Consider the following 21,335-nt stretch of genomic DNA (forward strand, 5'->3'; position numbering starts at 1 on the left):
TGGTGTAAAGGTTAACTACAACCTCTATATTTATTTGTGGTATAGGTGCTGAAGATTTATAATCTATAATCTTCAGCGGCTATTCCGCTGTGATATCAATTGTAGTTTTCATATTTCCTCCTTTAACTAAACATTTATCTTCACCTCCAATTCATGTGTAATCCGAATTAAGAAAGAAGTGATTTAAATAGCAAATAATAGCAAAAAGGTCACATCTGCTAAAGCCGCCTCTGCTGCATCTAAAGTACTTCGTATCGGAAGCACAAGTAAAGCTTCAAAAACTGCAGCTGGCAGTGCATTAGCCCAATGTTCTGGTAAAAAGAAATAACATTTAAAGAGGTAGCATTATAGTTGCCTCTTTAATCATTTACAAGAGACTCGACCCCATCGACAGGTGTAACGATGAAAACGCCATCTTTCGTAATTGATATGACAGTGTCATCATCTAAACTGTTGCCGGGAACATTTATAATCAAATTCCCTCTCTCGAATACATAACATTCTTAAAATTCATTCATATGCCTTCTTTTCTTATACGGTATTTAGTATCACCCCATTACTTTGCTATAAGCTTGATAAAGAGGGGTGATCGTTGTGAAATTAGCTTCAGTTATTTCAACCAATGTATCTACAATCGGGTTTAAATACGGCATAATCAAAGTGCACTTTAAAAACGGAGCTGTATATCAATACCCAAATTGTGATATAAGCTTATTTCAGTCGTTCTTAAATGCGTCATCCATCAATTTTTAGTGAATAGATCGCAACGAAGAATTAGATAATTAATCCTCAAACTTAATCGACACGCCTATATCGGTACTACAAACATTAACGAATACTTCAGTAACCAGTACCATTGTATAAGATGTGCCATTTTTCTTTATCCATTCCACCAATAGTTTTGCTACTTTTGCCAATTCAACATATTGTGCAATATCATTTACAACATCATGCATATATCCTTCTTTACTATCAAAACTATGTTTCGTATCAAACTAAAAAAAGAACACCCCAAGACATCTCAACGCCTAGCACAGTCTTTATCTCATGGCCTCCATTAATATTAAGGGGTATTTACCATTAAACTTATCAATCATAGTATAATAACGTTTGCCTATTATCTCAGATAGTTTTCTAACCCCCTTGCATACCAATTCAGCTTCTAAGTTTAAATACACATATATCATCTCTTTTAACACAGTATTTCGTTTTATATATTGATATTTCGTGTTACAGATGATATTATAAGAATATACTTAAAAGGAGACACTTATTATGACAAGAGAAACCTATCTAAGAGAAAAAATATTAGAGCATGGAACAGTAAAGGAATTCGCTGAAAAAATTGACATGCCATATACCACACTTTTATCTATTTTAAAAAATGTAGGCGGTGCATCTATAAATAATGTAATAAAAATTTGTGCCGGACTGGGAATCACGGCAGATATGTTAGCGGAAGTAGGTGATCCAATAACAATACCAGGACAAAAAGATGAATACTATAAAGATCCTGAAGCGACCGAATTCGCCGAGTACTTACAAACACGTCCAAGTGCTCGTATGCTATTCTCTGCCGCAAAGGATATCTCCAAGGAAGAAATAGAAGAAGCGGTTAAATATATAGAATTTTTGAAATCAAAACATAAGTAATATACATAACATAAGGGGGAGTATTATGTTTTTCTTTTTATTTGACGAAGATAAAACTAGCACCGGTCCGTATACATCGCCTTTTGATTCGATAAAACAACTTGATAATGAAGGCAACGAATTTTGGTATGCTAGGGACTTACAAGGAATACTTGAATACTCAGAATGGCGGAATTTTTCCAAAGTAGTTGAGAAAGCTAAAGTTACTTGTGAATCCAGTAGTAACACGGTGTCCGTGCATTTTGTTGACGTCAACAAAATGATAGAAATTGGTAATAATACATTACGAGAAGTTGATGATATTAAGCTTACTAAATACGCATGCTACCTAATCGCTATGAATGGTGACCCTCGCAAAGAGGTAATTGCATTAGCTCAAACTTATTTTGCGGTAAAAACTCACGAACGAGAAACCCTAGAACTGTATGACAAAGATATAAAGCGGCTAGAGGCTCGCGACCAATTAAAAGAGTCAGAAAAGCGGCTTTCACAAAATATATACGAGCGTGGAGTTGATAATAAAGGCTTTGCACGTATTCGCTCCAAAGGTGATACTGCATTATTCGGCGGACATTCTACAAAAGCTATGAAAGATAAACTCGGTGTTAACCCTGCACGTCCTCTGGCTGACTTCCTCCCTACCGTAACCATTGCCGCTAAAAATCTAGCTACAGAAATGACGAACTATAACGTTGAGCAAAATAATATGTATGGAGAAGAGCCTATTTCAGACGAACACGTACAGAATAATTCGACCATTCGTGAAATGTTAGCGGAACGAGGAATTAAACCGGAGGAATTGCCGGCAGAAAAAGACTTGAAGAAAGTCGAACGTAAAATTAATAAACGATTAAAGCCTATTGATAATAAGTCAATAGAGAACGCATAACATTAAAAGGGAGAGTGTTGTAATTAGTAGTTAATGTAATTTATTGTGGCATGCCACACAGCAAGGCCATCGAGGAGGAAAACGAAGATATAGATACTCACAATATCTACATACGAAAAAACCTCCCGCCGGATCGTATGCGGGAGGAAATAAAACATGAGCTATTACATATCATAAGCGACGACTTCTATGTTGATCAGCATGTTAACCTGGTTGAGACTATGGTGCGGCGACAAGAGTTATCAGATGATGATATGGAGCAGATAAATTTTTACTATCATGTGTTGTGATAAAGGGGAGAAAATTATGAAAGAAGTTGCCGAGTTTGTTATTGATGAAATATCAGAGCGACATTATTGGTTTGTTAGGACCAATGGCGGCGAGTATTACGACGATTATTTTCACGAAGGGTATATCGCAGTCGGTTTTAATTCTATCATAGATAAGTCTGTAATAGAAAAAGCTGAAACTGACGACGTTTACAAAAGGGCTTTATATGAAAAGATTAAACTCGAATCAGAAACAGATGAAGAAATAAAGATAAAGCCAGGGCTTATTATTAATCAATTAAAAAGATTCATAGTAGAGATGAATCCAGGAGATATTGTTCTTATTCCTAGCGAAAACTCCAAATTTATATCTTTCGGAGAGATAACTAGTGACGTAGAGATCATAAACCCCGATGACGTCCAAGAAGACGGATGTCCGTTTATCAAACGTCGAAAAGTAAAATGGGTAAAAACATTAAAGAAAGAAAGCCTAGACCCTTATTTATATAAAGCTATTATGTCACACCATGTTATAACAGATGTGTCAGATTCAGCAACTTTTATAAACCGCTCCATGTCAACTATGTATGTAGAAAATGGACGTGCACACATTACGTTAAGAGTAGAATCAAAAGAATCTGTAAAGATTGCAGATATAAACACACTTTTAACTTGCTTTGAAGATATAGCCACAAAGGCGGAGTTTCCGACTGAAATACTAGATCCTATTGCCAAAGCTGATTTAAAAATTAATGTACAATCGCCGGGGCCTGTAGAATATATAACATTTGGCGCAGGGCTTCTGGGGTTTGGTGCTATATTAGTCGCTATTAGCCTTTATCGAGCTGGGAAAATAATCGAAAAAGTTGGTGGAAGTTGTGAATTTAAAATAGGACTTAAAGGGGTGGCATTTAAAATGAAAGCAAATAGTCCAACTACCTCGGCTGCTTTAGATACTGAGCAGCTTGTATCACAAATTATAAACAGCCCAGAAGCTATGAATCGATTAAAGCAAGTTGTTGGTACTTTAGAAAAGCTAGAAACTAAGTTGCCAAATGAAAAAGACGGCCAAGATTAGCCGTCTTTATGGTACCGTATCCTTATGTAAAAAATTTTGAGCTGTATGAAAATAGCCAGGAGGATTGCTACTGGGCCATTAACAAATACGCCCTTAATATAGATATTTATACTATCAAAATACAATGATGGTAATAACAAAGTTACTGCAATTAAGCAAATACAAAAAGCATTAATAGACCACTCTAATTGCTTAAATACGTTCATAGTACATCCTCCTTCCCTACTTTCATTATAAGTCTTCCCTACTAATCCGTGCAATACCCCCATTACAAAAAAATAAGCCCTCACCGCAGTGAGGACTATTAAAAACTACATACCTTAGAGGTACTTCATTTTTACTCCAATATCATTATATCAAATAAAACCTCTGAGGCTTAATTTGTTACACCAATTTTATGCCTAGGAGGTTATTTTTATGGCTAAAAAACGATCCGACGGTCGTTACCAGGTATCGAGATGATAAACGGTAAGCGAAAATACTTTTATGGCAGCACAAAGAAAGCTGCTACGGAAGCTATGGAGAAATACGTAAATGCTAATCAATCATGTGCAAATTTTGATGCCACAATAACATTAGATCATTGGATTAATATTTGGCTACAGTTAAAAGAAAAGAGCATAACACCAGCTACCTATCAAAGCTATACAGGCATCATTAATCGTTATATTAGAGACAAAATAGGTAGCGTAAAGCTGGCTGAAATCAAACCAAACACTCTAAGATATGTATTTGAATCTATGGATGGGTTATCCTCTCGAACTATATCCTACACCATGATAATACTGAGTTCGATATTAGAACATGCTGTAAAGGATGATATCATCCCTAAAAATTATATGCGCAACCTAGACCGACCAAAGCAAGTAAAAGTCAGGCACATGGTAACTTTAACAGCAGATGAGATTACAAGAACGTCTAGGGCATGCTTCATTCCAGGAAACGATGGATACCTACTCACATGTGACACCTAAAATGGAAGATGACATCGTGGAACGTATCTCTAAAATATTCTGATGTCAAAATGATGTCAAACCACGCAAGATTTTATGATGTCAAATAAAAATAAGGGGTTACAGAATCACCTGTAACTCCTTATTTAATCAACTTGGTGCGGTTGGCGGGACTTGAACCCGCACGAGCGTTAGCTCACCACCCCCTCAAGATGGCGTGTCTGCCATTCCACCACAACCGCATGGAATAGAAAATGGTGCCTCAGGACAGAATCGAACTGTCGACACACGGATTTTCAGTCCGTTGCTCTACCGACTGAGCTACCGAGGCATTTTTCGTAAAAAAAAATGGCGACCCCGATCAGATTTGAACTGACGATCTTCGCCGTGACAGGGCGACATGTTAACCGCTACACCACGGGGCCGCGTATCAACTCGCGTTGACTACTTAGATAGAATATCATAAATTCCGAACTAACGCAACTATTTATCGAAAAATTTTTATAAATTTCTCTATTCTATGCTATTATCAACGCTTTAAAGCTTTCATCACAAGAAATAATCAAGAATACACATATTTCCGTCATTATACGAAGGAATCCATTAATTTTTGTATTTAATCAAAGTACTTTACTTCATATGCTACAATATGTATATATCCATGTGTAAAAATACTCACAACATATCTATAACAGAAAGGGTCCTTATGAATCGATTTAATTCCAAAGGTGTCATTATCACCATCATTATCGCTATCGTAGGCATTTTAGGCGCAGCATGGTATTTCTGGTGGTATATGCCTCATACGCCGGCATATACATTACAGATTATATATCAGGCCGTAAAGGATAAAGATGCGGACGAAGCCTTGCGACATATCGATACAAAATCGATTGTGCGCAATATCGTCGAACGCGAAGGCAATACATATGTAGACACATCCAATCCATTCGGCAAAGCGGCCATCGCCGCAAGCAAAACATTCGGTCCCGCATTATTAGAGGATGTAATACGAAAATATATTGCCGATCCGTCCAGTTTTTCCTCTCAACAGGCGGCTCATGAAAGCTCCACTACCAACCAATCCGATAGCGACAAAAAGTCTATGGTCGATCGGCTCATCGAAGGCCGTATGTTTGAAGGCCACGATGTAGAAATCAAAAACATTAAATCATCAGAAGAGGACGATGATAAAGCAACTGTAACGGTAACCGTACAGAATAACAAACACAATATGACGAAGGACATTCGTCTCTTGATGCGTCATCTCGGCGATGGCACTTGGGTTATTTACGATATACCGGATATTGAAGATCTATATACGATTACACGAAAATAATAGAAAGCACTCTTTCAGAGCACCTTATGTACAATAAAGGACACATCTGTGATACCGAATCACAGGATGTGTCCTTTTGTGTTTATTTATCGCTCAAAATTGACAATGGCCAAGGTAACCGTCACCTGAGATATGAGGCGCTCCTGGTCATCCAGCATATCGAAACGCCATACATGTGACATCTTCCCCTTCACGAGCAATGTGCCGCGGGCCGTCAACTCACCTTCACATTTCATAGGGCGTAAATGATTCGCCGTAACGGATTGCCCCACGCCGAATTTACTTTCATCTATGAGTTCATTCGTCATCATGCCGGCTACGATTTCCGCGAACGCCAATGTAGCACCACCGTTTAAATATCCTTGCGGTTGACTGTGAAAGCTGTCCAAATGCATAACCGCCTCACATGTGGTATCACTTGTCATATGAGGTTTATCAATTTGTAAGGAATCTATTAATGTCATAATCTTCGTCTCTCCACACAATATTCTTCAATGCGATCATCAAACACAGTCACACCTGAGCCGTCTCCGTCAGGAACACTCATAACGCCATCTCTAAAAGATAAGTCGGGATAGATAAGATCCCTTTCAAAGTATCGGGACGAGTCGGATAAATCCCCCGCCATATATGAATCCCCGAGAGCCGCCAATTGTACATGAAGCATCTTGGAGATACCTGATTCCATCATACTGCCGATCCAATACGGAATATGACGCTCCCGACACAGATTGATGGCCGCCTTTGTCGGTACAAGGCCGCCCATACGCCCTACTTTCACATTGAGCACATCTATGAGTCCGAATTCAATGGCATAGGACAAATCATCATAGCCCAAAATCGATTCATCCAGACAGATAGGCGTCATAACGTGCCAGTCATCCGAATTGAGCCGTTTCCATTTCCAGTCCCGGTAAGACTCTAGCGACGCGATGGCAAAGGGCTCCTCGATACAGGTAAGGCCCAGCTCATCATACTGCCGCACCTTGTCAATTTCATCATAGGTATAACTCTGATTCGCATCGGCTGCGAGCACCAAATCGGGGTATGCGTCACGTATTCGAGCCATACGCTCATAACCATCTACGGGATTTACCTTCACCTTAATGCGATTGCAGCTGGTTGCAACAAATCGTTCCACCGTAGGTAAAAGCCCCTCCATCGCCATATCTCCGATGACGAGACCGCTCTGTATAGTGTCACATAGCGGTTGATCCATAATATACGATACGGAATTGACACCGATTCGCTCACAATGCAGATTGATGAGCGCATTTTCAAGGGCCGCGATAGCCATGGGCATGCCGTCCCGCTTCATCCAAAACTGCAATTGCCGAATATAGGTCATCAACTTGGCCGGCCGCATGAGACGCAGGTTGAACACATAGTCATCGACTATGGTGCGCCAACAGGAGTCCACCGTTTCCACCGTATAAAAAGGGGTCGTGAAAGCTACGCATTCTCCATATCCTACATAGCCCTGCTGATCTTCGATACGAACCACTATCGTTTCTCGATCACGCACCTCTCCCTTCACCGTCTTAAAAGTAAATTTCAAAGGCATTCGCAATCGGTAAGTAGTAATACTTTTAAAGTTTAATATATCATTCATAAGCACCTCACTACATACCTACATAAATTAACGCTCCCGTGGAATAAGAGTATTGCGCATAATCTTTCCCGTTCCGTTTCTCGGTAAAAAATCCATCACCTGCACATATTGAGGAATCTTGTATTTCGCTAAACGATCCTGTAAAAAGGCGAGTATTTCATCTTTTCCAAGCCTCTGATTATCATTAAAAGCCAAGAAGAGTGCCGGCACCTGCCCCCATTTCGGATGCGGCATAGGTACTACGGCGCATTCTTTAATAGCATCCAACGTATACAGTAAGTCCTCGATTTCCTTAGGATAAATATTTTCACCGCCGGAAATGATGAGGTCTTTACGTCGATTCAGGATGTATACAAAGCCGTCCTCATCAACATATCCCATATCATCCGTATTAAAATCACCATCGATGGGTTCACGATTGATATAACCGCTCATAACCATAGGGCCTTTCAGATGAATTTCACCGACTCCCTCTTCATCGGCATCAACAATGCGCACCGTCATGCCCGGCAACGGCAATCCGACGGACTCAGCTTTATCAGGATGATCCAGCACAGAAAATGTCACGCTTTGACTAAAGGTTTCTGTCATTCCGTAAGTCTTATAAATTGGCAAATTCTTTTTTAAGCAGGCTTCAATAAGGGACCGGGGAATAAATTCACCGCCCAGTAAGATGACACGTAAATTATGATGTTGAATGCTCGGCTCCAATCGAGTCAAAATGGTAGGCACCAATGACATCATATTGATCTGATTACGATTGATGAGATCAAGTACCTTATCCTCATCATATTTCGGTAGCACCGTAAGGGCCGTGCCGTTATACAAGGACCGCATCAGAATAGATAAACCGCTGACGTGAAATAGCGGTAATACCATGAGCCAGTTGTCTTCAACGGTTACGCCTAATACAGATCGGGACGCCTTTACATGGGCCTGAATCTGTCCCCAACGCAAGGGAACGGACTTAAACTGCCCCGTCGTGGCGCTCGTATTCATGATGGCCGCAACGTCCGTATCGTTAAAGGTCCAGTCAAACGTATCCTCCAACTCGGGAGCCGAAATAATACTTTCACACGATTCAAACACAACAGAAGTAGCGGAGTCCGGCACCTGATGACGGCGCTCAACGCTGTGCAATACAGTCGTAACACCTAGCTGTGACAGTTGAGCTTCAATCTCGTTCGTCTTGAGATGTACATTCAATAATAGGACCTCTTTATGAGCCAACATAGCCGCCAAAATATAGATTGCCATCGTCACGGAATTATCGGATAAAACAGCAATTCTCGACGCATCTAGTGATTCCATGCTACGGGCTGCATAGATTACCCCTCGACATATCTCCTCGTAGGTATACCCATTCATGCATATGCGATTTGGATAGTGCCGAGCACCGTAGCGTAACCACTCCATCATATTACCTTTCATCACATCATCAATGCAAAACCATATGTAAAAGAAAGGCGCCCCACAAGGAGGCGCTCTATGCGAATCGTATCAGCAAAACACATCAGCGGGAGCCGAAACATATCACCTCATACCGAACGACTCTCACCTCATGCATTATTTCATTAAGGGAACTTAGGAAATTGTTTAAAATTAGGTTTGCGTTTTTCCTTAAACGCATCGCGACCTTCCTTAGCTTCATCGATAGTATAATACATCAATGTCGCATCCCCTGCAAATTGTTGTAAACCCGCAAGGCCGTCCGTATCCGCATTGAAGGCGCCCTTCAACATACGCAAAGCCATAGGAGATAATTCAAGGATTTCGCTGCACCATTGTACCGTTTCCTCTTCGAGTTTATCGAACGGCACAACGCAGTTGACCATACCCATTTCATAAGCCTGTGCAGCCGTGTATTGACGGCAGAGGAACCAAACTTCACGAGCCCGTTTATGACCGATCATACGCGCCAGATAACCCGCACCGTATCCCGCATCAAAAGAACCAACACGAGGTCCGGTTTGACCGAATTTCGCATTTTCGGAAGCGATGGTAAGGTCACACACGATATGCAATACATGGCCGCCACCGATAGCGTAGCCGTTTACCATGGCGATAACAGGTTTGGGGATAACACGGATCAAACGCTGTAAATCCAGCACATTAAGGCGCGGCACATTATCCTCACCTACATAGCCGCCGTGACCGCGCACGCTTTGGTCGCCACCGGAGCAGAACGCCTCTTTCTCCTCCCCTTGACCATGATTCGCACCTGTCAAGACAATGACGCCCACTTCGTTATCTTCACGGGCCACCGTAAACGCATCAATCAATTCCATAACCGTTTTCGGACGGAACGCGTTGCGCACCTGCGGACGATTGATAGTAATCTTTGCAATACCGTTATAGGTCTCATAAATAATGTCTTCGTAATTACGATCTAGTACTTTCCAATCAAATTTGCTCATGGATGTAACCTTTCTCATCTAAAAAATCCAGCACCGCCTGCTCAAACGCGCGCGGCTGCTCTATGTGCACATTATGCCCCGCCCCTTCGACGATGACATGGTGAAAGTTCGGCATCATGCCGAACACATCTCTTCCTATTGTAGTATATTTTGTGTCCAACGCGCCACTCACATATAGTCCGGGTACGGATAATTTTTTCAAATCATCACCCACATAGGGCATGATACCCTGTCCCGATCCACGCAATGTAGCGGCTAACGCATTCGGGCTGTTATGTGCACGTCTACGATATATGAGTTCCCGTTTCTTCTGTGAAAGTCGCTGTTGTGATGCAAAAATCGGCGCTTGCGCCCAACAATTCGCAAACCACGCTCCATCGTGAGTTTCGATACGTTTAGCCAACTCTTCATCAGTTCGTCTTCGCTCCTCACGTTCCGAATCCGCGGCAATCCCGACGGAACCGCTCTCTAAAATGAGGCGTTTGACCTCCGACTCATATTGCAATGTATAGAGCAAAGCTAACCTTGCCCCCATGGAGTACCCCATCAGATGATAGCTTTCACCGGCCACATGATACAGAACCGTATGCAAATCCTCCATCATAACGGGAATCGTATAGGCCGCCTCGTCATCAGGAACATCAGAATCACCATGACCGATCGTATCGATGCGAATCATGCGATACCCCGGCAGCGTAAGCCCGTTCCATGTATATCCGGACTCGGAAAATCCGTGGAGACATACCAGCGGCTCACCGGTACCGACAACAGTCAAGCCGTATCGATAGGCCCCTAAGTCTATATACATGCGCTGCATATCAGTGGATCCGATATTTTTTATGCAACTCTCGACTTCCTTCCTTGGATGTTGGAATTTCAATGATATGTACCCCCGACTGACCGATATACTGTGCGAACGCCGCCTCTAAATCGGCATTATTCCGAACGCGCACATAATCAACACCGTATAATGTGGCAAGACCGCTATAGTCAATGCCTTGCGGCGTGTTAAATAAATAATCGAAATACTCCGTTCCCTTTTGAGGCAAGTATTGAAAAATGCCCCCTCCATCGTTGTTATGAAGAACAATAGTGAGATTCAGTTCATGTGTCTTTGCAATGGCAAGACCGTTCAAATCGTGAAAGAACGACAAATCCCCCGTCAGCAATACGGTCGTCTTTCCGTTCGTGGACAGACCTAATGCGGTCGACACGGTTCCATCGATTCCGTTGGTACCGCGATTTCCGTATACATCCGCATCACTGCGCCGTCCGGCCCAGAAATAATCCATATCACGAATACTCATGCTGTTGGCACTCATGATTTGACCGTCCTTCGGCATGAATCGTTGCAACATGTAAATGGTTCGACCTTCGAATAATTCCGACTCCTCCGCCACTGCATCCAATTGATTACGACTGTATGATTCCGTAGCAGTCCATGCAGCAAGGTACTCATCGATAGAGGTATCAAACATTTGATCGCAACCATCAGCAATGTTCTCTGTTCCAGTAAATGTATTCGCCGCACCGGCCGAAATACGCGTCATATCAGTAGCATTCGCTGCACCGGCAGAATGCAATTCAACAGCATATCGCTTCAAGCCGTTCATCAAACCTTGTGCCGTCGACTGAATATACATGGTCGTATTTCCCATAGGATTCGTATAATCCATAGTAGGACTCACCGATATAATCGTCGTCTCGTCCATAGCCCCTATCCATTGTTGAACACGCTTGGATACAACCATCTGACCGATTTGTAAAATACAATCCGGTTGCAATGCATCACGACGATTTTCATCGGCCAAGAATGCATCATAAGAGGTGATGATATGCTCATCATCGATGCGGCGCATATTTGATAGCGGATCTGCAAGAATAGGCGCTTTAAGCATATGCGCCAATTCCAAAATAGCCATTTCTTCGTCAAGGCCCCAAGCCGGGCCTGCCAGGACGATAACCTTCTTGTTCAAAAGCGCCTCGTAAACGGGCTGAATTGCACTCGGCTGCAACATACCGGTCACCAGTGAAAACGATTGTTCCATGCGCCCCGCCTCAAAGTGCTTTCTATCAAAATCAGGTACCAACGGCTCAAAGAGAGGTACATTAATATGTACCGGGCCGCGCTTCAGGTCCATTGCTTTCATACACGCCTTGCGCGCCACCTGACGCGGATACGTATAGAAATGTTCTTCACGAGGTACAGATAGTTCCTCATAATAATTGACAGCCGTACCGAAAAGCTTTTGCTGGTCTATCGTCTGCGGAGCCCCCATATGTTGTAATGTATGAGGTCGATCGGCGGACAAAATAATAAGCGGAACGCCACTATATTGAGCCTCCAGAACAGCCGGTAAATAATGAGCCGCCGCAGAACCTGATGTGCACACCAGTACAGCCGGCTTCTTATGAGCCTTTGCAATACCTAAGGCCATAAAAGCAGCCGACCGTTCGTCAATATTCATATATGTTTCAAAGCCTTTATGCTCCTTAAAAAGCATGGCCATCGTCGTAGAACGCGATCCCGGACTAAATACGACATGCCGTACGCCGAGCCGATGCAGTTCGTCTACGAGGGCTGCAATATATTCGTTCATATGATCCTCCCCAGAGTAATGGTCGGCATATGTCCGAAAAGCCTCCAAGGTCACCCACTTCGCTTCGCGAAGCCGCCAAGTCGTTTTTCGAACACATACCGCCCCCTTCATATTGGCACATACCTATAATGCATCTAATATGGTTCTCATTTTATTGTTAGTTTCCTCATACTCCGCATCTGCATCGGAGTCGGCTACTACGCCGCAGCCGGCGTAGGCATAGAGTGTGTTTCCTATAACGAGAGCGGACCGAATAGCAACGACGACGATGCCGTCCCCCATGTCTTTCATAAAGCCGAATGGCGCCGCATACATACCTCGCTCATGGGTTTCGTATTTCTGTAACAGAGCAAGCGCCTTCTCCCGCGGTTCACCGCCGAGGGCCGGTGTAGGATGTAGCAGTTTTGCCCATTCAACCAGAGACTTCGTCGGATCTGTAGCGGTAATTATAGTGCGTAAGTGGTATAGATGAGCCAGCTCCATAATGCCCGTTTCCCCTACCGATATACGGGGCGTAATGTCTTTCATGGTATTCAAAATCCGGTCCCGCACGATATTGTGTTCAAGCAAATTTTTAGAATCTGTAAGCAACTGTTCCTTTGTCCACGCACCGGGGCCATCCTTCGGCGCTGTTCCGGCCAACGCATAGCTCAAGATTTCGCTGCCTCGATGACGCACCAGAATCTCCGGCGAAGCACCTAAAAATGTGCGGCCATCCTTTTCATACCCGAAAATAAAACAATTCGGATTATTATCCGCCAAATTAGCCAAAATGCTTGCCACGTTAAAAGGTTCCGGACTCGTAAACTGAACCTCACGGGATGCAACGACCTTTGTCGTTTCTCCATGCGCAATGCTTTCACCGATAGCATTCATCAAACGGTCCCAGTCGGTTCTATCATCACTCGTTTCCACATACTCATGGCGTACGCGCGGCACCGGTACGTCCTCGATTACTGCCGGTTCCCCCGCATATAGGTAAAAGGATTCCCCGTTTTCCACAATATAGTAATGGGTGAAAGCAATCATCTCATGCCCCATCCCCTCCCATTTAGGGTCATTCGAGGCATCAAAAAAAGTATCCCCATAAAATACATAGGCATACCGTTTGCGGTCTTCGTCATCGAGAACCGTCGCCAAGCGCTTGGCACCGACAACGATACGGTCACTTTGACGATCCACCCAAAACACGCGTTCCTCATTCGGAAAATTGAGCCAAAAAGCTACAGGGCTATTCAGTTCCAACGGTTCTTTATTATATATCATAATCGTATATCGCTATTTATGTAATCAAATATTCACTATATAAAACGCCTAACGTATAGAGGATTTATTCCTCTTACACGTCAGGCGTCATCGTTAAAAGTTTCTACATTTTTGATATGAGCCTAACGCCCTAGCACGTTAACGGGCTCTTTCACGTTTTCATTATATCATAAATAAGAAATAAAACAATCCTCCACTCCGACCGTAACACATAGCAGTAGACCCTCCCAGGGGCAAGATTATTTCACTTTACCACCGGAAGGGTCATGCGCAATTCCACGATGTAGAGAATTATTTATTTAAAAGCTTTAGCGCCGATATCCTTACGGTATTGCATACCGTCAAAGGAAATATGACTGATTCGTCCATAGGCTCGATCCAGAGCCGTCTGAAGATTCTTTCCGAGCCCCACGACACCCAGAACGCGACCGCCATCAGTCACATACTGATGGTCAACGAGCTTCGTACCGGAATGAAATACGATAGTCGTATCATAGGGTTCAATATCTCCCTTAATCACATCACCTTTCGAAGATGTTTCCGGATAACCTTTCGATGCAAGGATGACGCAGGCAGCGGACGATTGTTTCCACCGCACCTCTTCCGCTTGCAATGTACCCTTGGCACAGGACATCATAACTTCGCCAAAATCGCTGTCCAGTAAGGGCAATACCACTTGTGTTTCAGGATCGCCGAAGCGCGCATTGAATTCGACCACCTTCGGACCTTCATCGGTAATCATGAGGCCCGCATACAGGCATCCCACATACGGCATACCTTCGTCAGCCAATGCTTTTACAACGGGATTTAGAATCGTCCGCATCGCTTCATCCCGAAGTTCATCGATCAGAACCGGAGCCGGAGCATAGGTCCCCATACCGCCTGTATTGGGGCCTTTGTCGCCGTCAAAGATGCGCTTGTGATCTTGAGAAGCAATCATGGGAACCACCGTCTTGCCGTCCACAAATGCGAGCAGACTGGCCTCTTCACCGACCATAAATTCCTCTATAACCACGGTATGCCCGGCCTCACCGAAACGATTACCGCTGAGCATATCCTCCACGGCTGCATACGCTTCGTCCACGGTCATGGCTACAACGACGCCTTTACCCGCAGCGAGACCGTCGGCCTTCACTACGATGGGCGCTCCCGTATCATCAATGAATGACTTTGCGGATTCAACATCGGAAAATACGCCATATGCAGCGGTCGGGATATCATAGCGTTTCATCAGATTCTTCGCAAAGACCTTGGAGCCTTCCAGTTGAGCAGCCGCCTTGGACGGACCGAATACGGGAATACCCGCGTTACACAAACTATCGCTAAGTCCAGCCACAAGCGGAGCTTCAGGGCCGATGACGACAAGGTCCACATGATTATCTTTCAGAAACTGAATCAAGTGTTCTGTTTGCTTCCAGTCGATTCCTACCAACTCGGCACAGCCGGACATGGCCGCACTGCCGGGAACAGCGTATACCTTCGTTACGCTGGGGCTGATAGAGAGACGCCAAGCCAAGGCGTGCTCGCGACCGCCACTGCCGATGACACATACTTTCATAGAGTCCTCCGTCCGGCGCATTATGCGCCAAGTTTCATAATCAGAATATAAAAGGTCTTTTAAAATGAGTATAAACTCTGTCAATACTGTATCCCATGTTCCGATATCAATGTTTAAAATGACGAATGCCGGTGAATACCATAGCTATGCCCGCTTCGTCGGCTGCCTTGATGGACTCCTCATCCCGAATGGAACCGCCGGGCTGGATAATCGCCGCAATACCATGCTTCGCCGCCGCTTCAACGGTATCGCCGAACGGGAAAAACGCATCCGATGCCATAACGGCACCATGGGCCGCCTCCCCCGCCTGTTCCAGCGCAATATTAGCGGAGCCGACGCGATTCATCTGTCCCGCACCGACGCCCAATGTATGATGCTCATTGGAAATGAGTATGGCATTTGATTTCACATGCTTTACCAGCTTCCACGCAAATTCAAGGGCCTTCCACTGCGCCTCCGTAGGCTGCACCTTCGTCACTACCTTATAATTTGCGCGATCCTCAGCGATATCATCCTCCGTTTGCACCAACAAACCGCCGGAAACTTTTTTTACCGTCACTTGACCAGATTCCGGTTTTGACAATTCGATGAGGCGTATATTCTTTTTAGCTTCCAAGATGGTCAATGCTTCCGATGTGAAAGCCGGCGCCATGATGACCTCTAAAAAGATATGGCTCATTTCCTCCGCCGTGGGGCCGTCCACTTCGCGATTAAGGGCAACGATACCGCCAAATGCCGAAACGGAATCCGCTTCATAAGCCGATACATAAGCCTCCTTCAATGTATCGGCCGTAGCGGCTCCGCATGGATTCGTGTGTTTAATGATGCAGGCCGCGGGCCCTGTAAATTCCCACACCATATTCCAGGCCGCTTCCATATCCACAATATTGTTATAAGACAATTCCTTGCCATGTAACTGCTTTAATGCCCCCATGCCATGAGCCGTGCCGATTTCTCTGTAGAAAGCAGCCTGTTGATGGGGATTTTCACCATACCGAAGATCGGTCACCTTTTCATAAGCGCTTAAATATTCAGGCGGTGTAGGACCTTCTTTCAGAATGGTGCTCATATAATTGGCGATAGCTACATCATAAGCTGCCGTATGTGCAAAGGCTTCCTTCGCCAAAGCGAAACGATATTCTTTTGACAATTCACCGTCTGTCTTTAACATTTGAAGAACTTCATCATAGTGATTCGGGTTGACCACAATACCTACATATGCGTGATTTTTCGCAGCCGACCGTACCATTGTAGGACCGCCGATATCGATATTTTCAATAGCCTCCTCCAGTGATACATCAGATTTTGCAATGGTTTCCCGAAACGGATACAAGTTGACCACCACCAAATCGATAGGTTCAATACCATGTTCCGTCATCGCCTGCTGATGCTCTTTATTATCGCGAATAGCCAAAATACCGCCATGCACCCTTGGATGTAATGTTTTCACGCGACCGTCCATCATTTCGGGAAAGCCCGTCAAGGATTCAACAGACTTTACGGGGATACCCGCATCAGCGATGACTTTCAATGTGCCGCCTGTAGAGTAAATGGTGACACCTAACTCAGCTAATCCCCTTGCAAAATCTATAATCCCCGTTTTATCGGATACACTTAAAAGTGCATTCTTAATCATATATCCTCCCAACCTCTGTTTTCGCACAGAATGACAATCTTATTCTTCAATGCGTACGATACGCCCCTCAACGGAAAGCTTATCATCACAAAATAATCGCAATGCCTCAACATATGTAGCATGTTCTACGGGTAATAACCGTTCGCTCAACGTATCCTCCGTATCATCAGGCAATACAGGCACCGTATTCTGCATAATAACGGGTCCCGTATCCATACCGGCATCCACAAAATGAACGGTACATCCCGTTATCTTTACGCCCGCATCAATAGCCTGTTGATGTCCATGCAATCCCGGAAAGGACGGCAATAAAGCGGGATGAATATTTAAAATCCGATGCTCATAGCTGTCGATTAACTGGCGTCCAAGGATGCGCATATATCCGGCAAGTACGATTCCGTCCACTCCATAAGGCGCGAGAGCCTCTAATTGAGCGGCCTCAAAATCCGACTTGGAGTCATAGTCCGATCGTTCTATGACGACGATGGGAATCCCCCACCCGTCCGCACGCCGTACAATCCCCGCATCATGATGGTCCGTAATAATTACAACGAATATTCCATTGATATAGTCGTCACACATGGCCTTATAAAGAGCTTCGCCGTTAGAGCCGCGACCGCTGGCAAAAAGGGCCAGTCTCTTCTTTACAACTTTATTACCCATACCACCGTTCCCTGCATCGGTCGGAATACTGCCGACGCTATTACTCACAATAGCGATAGTATCGGTATCATCAGTCTTATGCATCAAATTCAGCCCCTTTAAGAACTACAGGGCCGTCACCATTAACGACACGGCCGATTTCATAAACCGCTTCATTCCGCTTCGCAAGATCTGCTTTCACCACATCCGCCTGTTCAGGTGACACGACGAGAATCATGCCGATTCCCATATTGAAAGTACGGTACATTTCAGGCCATGCCACATTACCCCACTCCTGCAGTTTTGTAAATACCGGCAGGCGAGGCCATGTACTGACATCAATATGAGCCGTTACGCCCTTAGGCAGAATGCGAGGAATATTTTCGTAAAAGCCGCCGCCCGTAATATGCACCATCCCTTTGAGCAGATTTTTTTCTAAGAGCGGCAATACAGCCTTCGGATACAATCGTGTCGGTGTCAATAATTCCTCACCCAAGGTTTTACCGAACTCAGGAATTTTGGTATCGATGGAGAATTTCTTATGATCAAATACGATTTTACGAACCAATGAAAATCCGTTTGAGTGAACACCGGACGAAGGCAATCCTAAAATGATATCTCCCTCCGCGATATGTTCACCGGTAATAAGTTTAGGTCGATCAACGATTCCCACAGCAAAGCCGGCCACATCATAATCATCATTGTCGTAGAAGCCCGCCATCTCGGCTGTTTCACCGCCCAACAGAGCACAGCCTGATTCCTCGCATGCCCGTGCTACACCGCGCACAATATCCGCGACTTTCACAGGGTCCAACTTGCCCACCGCAATATAATCGAGAAAAAATAGGGGTGTCGCCCCCTGAACGAGGATATCGTTAACGCTCATCGCCACACAATCCTGACCGATTGTATCATGTTTATCCATCATGATGGCGAGTCGTAATTTCGTCCCCACCCCATCGGTACCGGATACGAGCATAGGATCCGTCATGCTGTGCCCCGCCAGGGAGTACAACCCTCCAAATCCGCCTAAATCGCCTACTACCCCGGGGGTATAAGTACGTTTTACGGATTCCTTCATCAATTCCACGGCACGATTCCCCGCATCGATATCAACACCGGCGTCACGATAGGTTAAACTGGTTTTATTCGAGCACATATTTGACCCCTTCCTCTTGTTCCGACGGAACCGCAACACTGTAATCACCATTGAAACAGGCGAAGCATAAATCATTTGCGCCTACGCCCGAAACGGCGCGACAGAGACCCTCACGGGATAAATAATGTAACTTGTCCGCATGAATATAGTCCTTAATCTCATCCACCGTATGAGTCGCTGCAATGAGTTCTTTTCTGACCGACGTATCGATGCCGTAATGGCAGGAGTACTCAATGGTAGGAGAACTGACGCACATGTATATCTCTTTGGCGCCCGCCTCTTTTAACATTTTAACGATGAGTCCGCTCGTTGTACCTCGCACGATGGAATCATCGATGAGAACAATACGCTTTCCGCTGACGACATGAGGCAACGCGTTAAGTTTCATGCGCACCGCCAGCTCACGCTCCTCCTGATTCGGTTTGATGAATGTACGGCCGCTGTAACGATTTTTAATGAGGCCTTCCGCAAAAGGAATCCCGGAGGCCCTTGCATACCCTAATGCGGCGGTCGTTCCCGAATCGGGGATGGACATGACGATATCCGCATCATATTTTGTTTCATTATATAATTCACGTCCCATGTTGATACGCGCTTCATACACCGACTGACCGTCGATATGACTGTCGGAACGGGCAAAATAAATATACTCAAAAACACATAACTTTTTATCGATTTTTTCCGGTTCCGCATAGATAGTGCTACGCACACCGCTATCATCGATAATAACCATTTCACCCGGATCGATATGACGTATAAACTCCGCCTTAATCGCATCAAACGCGCAGCTTTCACTGGACAGTACATACCCGTTCTCGGTCTTGCCTAAACAGAGAGGTCTGAAACCTTGCGGATCACGAAGACCCACAAGAGAATCATTTGTGGTAATAACCAGCGAAAAGGCCCCTTCGATTTGACGTGCCGCATCGGCGATGCGTTCCACCTGTGTATCAGCCTTGGATCGGGCAATCAGATTTACGATAACCTCCGAATCCATAGTCGTCTGAAAAATCGAACCGTCCGCTTCAAGGCGCTTGCGGATAGCAAGGGCATTCGTCAAATTACCATTGTGAGCCACCGCAATCTGCCCGCCTTGATAATGAATGACCAGGGGTTGAATATTTCGAGGATTATTGGAGCCCGTCGTGGAATACCTGACATGTCCGGTCCCCATATGGCTCGGCAAGGTCGGCAATTCCTTAATCGCCTCCGTCAAAAGGCCCATGCCTTTTTTCAATTCCACATCGTGCCCATCCGTAACGGCGATACCGGCGCTTTCCTGCCCCCGATGTTGTAATGCAAACAAGCCCCAGTACACATAACGAGCCACATCTACGGTATGATCAAAGATGCCGAACACACCGCATTCTTCATGCCACTTGTCAAAAATAGGATCGTAATTCATGAGTCACTCCGATTAAGCACGCTCGCCTGTGAGGCGGAACAACATCTCCTTATAGGCTTCTTCAACATTGCCGAGATCTCGACGGAAACGGTCTTTATCAAGCTTGTCACCCGTTGTAGCGTCCCAGAATCGACATGTGTCAGGAGAAATTTCATCTCCTAAAAGCACTTCGCCGTTATGTCTGCCGAATTCCACTTTAAAATCTACAAGGGTTACATTTTTTGTAGCCAAAAATTTCTTTAATATATCATTTACTTTTAAAGTGATCGTAGAAATCGTATCAAGTTCTTCCTGTGTAGCCCACCCGAGCGCCGTAATCTGTGATTCGTTGGCAAAAGGATCGCCTAATTCATCGTTTTTATAGCAGAATTCGAGAATCGGATGTTGTAAAGGTGTTCCTTCTTCGATGCCGAAACGTTTCGCCATGGAGCCCGCTGCAATGTTACGAACAATGACTTCTAACGGAATGATATCCAAGGTAAGTACCAACTGATTGCGGTCATCTTCGCGACGTATAAAATGAGTAGGTACACCCTCTTTTTTTAACAGTTCAAAGAAGAACGACGAAATCTTATTGTTCAATACGCCCTTTCCCAGAATCGTATCATGTTTTTCGCCGTTAAATGCGGTGGCATCATCCTTATAATGTACGATGTATTCATCTTTATTATCTGTCTGATACACCTGTTTCGCTTTACCTTCATACAATAATGTCAATTTGTCCAATTCGATGTTAGCCATGATGTTCTCCTTCGCCGTAAATTATGAATAATCTATTTTACCGTAATAAATGCTGAAACTGTTAATATAAAAACTTTAATTCCGAAAATATTGAAGTATTCATTGCGCGATGTATCCC

At 44.4% G+C, this 21,335-nt stretch carries 20 protein-coding genes and 3 tRNA genes; 6 read left to right on the forward strand and 17 right to left on the reverse strand.

All coding sequences use genetic code 11. From position 1 onward, the window contains the following. Positions 1-594 precede the first annotated feature (594 nt). Complete coding sequence (locus tag HMPREF1521_RS09175; RefSeq protein ID WP_198014220.1) at positions 595-753, forward strand: KTSC domain-containing protein; 159 nt, start codon at positions 595-597, stop codon at positions 751-753. A gap of 29 nt (positions 754-782) precedes the next feature. Here the strand turns inward: HMPREF1521_RS09175 and HMPREF1521_RS09005 are convergent, their stop codons facing one another. After that, positions 783-956 carry a hypothetical protein gene (locus tag HMPREF1521_RS09005; RefSeq protein WP_156924919.1) on the reverse strand — a complete coding sequence of 58 codons (174 nt, stop codon included), beginning with the start codon at positions 954-956 and terminating at the stop codon, positions 783-785. Positions 957-1,275: 319 nt separating this feature from the next. Here HMPREF1521_RS09005 and HMPREF1521_RS09065 point away from each other — a divergent pair, with 319 nt between their 5' ends. The 4 genes from HMPREF1521_RS09065 (at position 1,276) to HMPREF1521_RS08255 (ending at position 4,863) form a co-directional block, all read left to right on the forward strand. Further along, positions 1,276-1,653, forward strand: a complete 378-nt coding sequence (locus HMPREF1521_RS09065) for a helix-turn-helix transcriptional regulator (protein WP_198014221.1) — start codon at positions 1,276-1,278, stop codon at positions 1,651-1,653. Between the two features lie 25 nt (positions 1,654-1,678). Next, positions 1,679-2,542, forward strand: a complete 864-nt coding sequence (gene dinD, locus HMPREF1521_RS08235; RefSeq protein ID WP_038118059.1) for a DNA damage-inducible protein D — start codon at positions 1,679-1,681, stop codon at positions 2,540-2,542. 306 nt (positions 2,543-2,848) lie between these two features. After that, a complete protein-coding gene (locus tag HMPREF1521_RS08245; protein ID WP_038118062.1) occupies positions 2,849-3,889 on the forward strand; it encodes a hypothetical protein in 1,041 nt (346 codons plus the stop codon). 458 nt (positions 3,890-4,347) lie between these two features. Beyond that, positions 4,348-4,863: a phage integrase SAM-like domain-containing protein gene (locus tag HMPREF1521_RS08255; protein ID WP_232203212.1), complete on the forward strand. Its 516-nt coding sequence runs from the start codon at positions 4,348-4,350 to the stop codon at positions 4,861-4,863. A 135-nt stretch (positions 4,864-4,998) separates the two neighbouring features. Here the strand turns inward: HMPREF1521_RS08255 and HMPREF1521_RS08260 are convergent. The 3 genes from HMPREF1521_RS08260 to HMPREF1521_RS08270 form a co-directional block, all read right to left on the reverse strand. After that, positions 4,999-5,084: transfer RNA gene (locus HMPREF1521_RS08260), tRNA-Leu, on the reverse strand. Positions 5,085-5,097: 13 nt separating this feature from the next. Continuing rightward, positions 5,098-5,173 (reverse strand) — tRNA-Phe (locus HMPREF1521_RS08265). Between the two features lie 18 nt (positions 5,174-5,191). Beyond that, positions 5,192-5,267 (reverse strand) — tRNA-Asp (locus HMPREF1521_RS08270). Positions 5,268-5,548: 281 nt separating this feature from the next. Between HMPREF1521_RS08270 and HMPREF1521_RS08275 the strand changes: the two genes are divergently transcribed. After that, complete coding sequence (locus HMPREF1521_RS08275) at positions 5,549-6,181, forward strand: hypothetical protein (RefSeq protein WP_038118067.1); 633 nt, start codon at positions 5,549-5,551, stop codon at positions 6,179-6,181. Positions 6,182-6,267: 86 nt separating this feature from the next. On the opposite strand, the gene HMPREF1521_RS08280 is transcribed toward HMPREF1521_RS08275, so the two are convergent. The 13 genes from HMPREF1521_RS08280 to purC all read right to left on the reverse strand — a co-directional run bounded on the left by HMPREF1521_RS08280 (position 6,268) and on the right by purC (position 21,217). Continuing rightward, a complete protein-coding gene (locus HMPREF1521_RS08280; protein ID WP_038118070.1) occupies positions 6,268-6,645 on the reverse strand; it encodes a PaaI family thioesterase in 378 nt (125 codons plus the stop codon). Beyond that, complete coding sequence (menC, locus tag HMPREF1521_RS08285; protein WP_038118074.1) at positions 6,642-7,793, reverse strand: o-succinylbenzoate synthase; 1,152 nt, start codon at positions 7,791-7,793, stop codon at positions 6,642-6,644. The genes HMPREF1521_RS08280 and menC overlap by 4 nt, the downstream gene beginning before the upstream one ends. A gap of 27 nt (positions 7,794-7,820) precedes the next feature. Then, positions 7,821-9,212, reverse strand: a complete 1,392-nt coding sequence (menE, locus tag HMPREF1521_RS08290; protein WP_038118314.1) for an o-succinylbenzoate--CoA ligase — start codon at positions 9,210-9,212, stop codon at positions 7,821-7,823. Positions 9,213-9,367: 155 nt separating this feature from the next. Continuing rightward, positions 9,368-10,210, reverse strand: a complete 843-nt coding sequence (gene menB, locus HMPREF1521_RS08295; protein WP_038118076.1) for a 1,4-dihydroxy-2-naphthoyl-CoA synthase — start codon at positions 10,208-10,210, stop codon at positions 9,368-9,370. Then, on the reverse strand, positions 10,197-11,027 hold the full coding sequence (gene menH, locus HMPREF1521_RS08300; RefSeq protein WP_051435780.1) for a 2-succinyl-6-hydroxy-2,4-cyclohexadiene-1-carboxylate synthase: 831 nt from the start codon (positions 11,025-11,027) through the stop codon (positions 10,197-10,199). Before menH ends, menB begins: the two co-directional genes overlap by 14 nt. 1 nt (position 11,028) lies before the next feature. Then, positions 11,029-12,810, reverse strand: coding sequence for a 2-succinyl-5-enolpyruvyl-6-hydroxy-3-cyclohexene-1-carboxylic-acid synthase (gene menD, locus HMPREF1521_RS08305; RefSeq protein WP_038118078.1), 1,782 nt, complete (start codon positions 12,808-12,810; stop codon positions 11,029-11,031). A 123-nt stretch (positions 12,811-12,933) separates the two neighbouring features. Next, entirely contained in the window at positions 12,934-14,076 is a 1,143-nt protein-coding gene (locus tag HMPREF1521_RS08310) for an isochorismate synthase (protein WP_038118081.1), read from the reverse strand. A gap of 295 nt (positions 14,077-14,371) precedes the next feature. After that, the gene (purD, locus tag HMPREF1521_RS08315) at positions 14,372-15,634 is read right to left on the reverse strand and encodes a phosphoribosylamine--glycine ligase (RefSeq protein WP_038118084.1); all 1,263 of its coding nucleotides are present in this window, start codon (positions 15,632-15,634) and stop codon (positions 14,372-14,374) included. A gap of 106 nt (positions 15,635-15,740) precedes the next feature. Further along, the gene (gene purH / locus HMPREF1521_RS08320; RefSeq protein WP_038118087.1) at positions 15,741-17,270 is read right to left on the reverse strand and encodes a bifunctional phosphoribosylaminoimidazolecarboxamide formyltransferase/IMP cyclohydrolase; all 1,530 of its coding nucleotides are present in this window, start codon (positions 17,268-17,270) and stop codon (positions 15,741-15,743) included. A gap of 39 nt (positions 17,271-17,309) precedes the next feature. Next, entirely contained in the window at positions 17,310-17,933 is a 624-nt protein-coding gene (gene purN, locus HMPREF1521_RS08325; RefSeq protein WP_038118319.1) for a phosphoribosylglycinamide formyltransferase, read from the reverse strand. Positions 17,934-18,009: 76 nt separating this feature from the next. Beyond that, on the reverse strand, positions 18,010-19,071 hold the full coding sequence (gene purM, locus HMPREF1521_RS08330; RefSeq protein WP_038118090.1) for a phosphoribosylformylglycinamidine cyclo-ligase: 1,062 nt from the start codon (positions 19,069-19,071) through the stop codon (positions 18,010-18,012). Further along, positions 19,058-20,476 (reverse strand): amidophosphoribosyltransferase, encoded by a 1,419-nt coding sequence (gene purF / locus HMPREF1521_RS08335; RefSeq protein WP_038118093.1) that lies wholly within the window; start codon positions 20,474-20,476, stop codon positions 19,058-19,060. The genes purM and purF overlap by 14 nt, the downstream gene beginning before the upstream one ends. 12 nt (positions 20,477-20,488) lie before the next feature. Beyond that, entirely contained in the window at positions 20,489-21,217 is a 729-nt protein-coding gene (gene purC / locus HMPREF1521_RS08340) for a phosphoribosylaminoimidazolesuccinocarboxamide synthase (RefSeq protein WP_084214644.1), read from the reverse strand. Between the last annotated feature and the right edge of the window lie 118 nt (positions 21,218-21,335).

The sequence above is a fragment of the Veillonella sp. AS16 genome (assembly GCF_000517785.1).
GTDB classification, from domain to species: domain Bacteria; phylum Bacillota; class Negativicutes; order Veillonellales; family Veillonellaceae; genus Veillonella; species Veillonella denticariosi.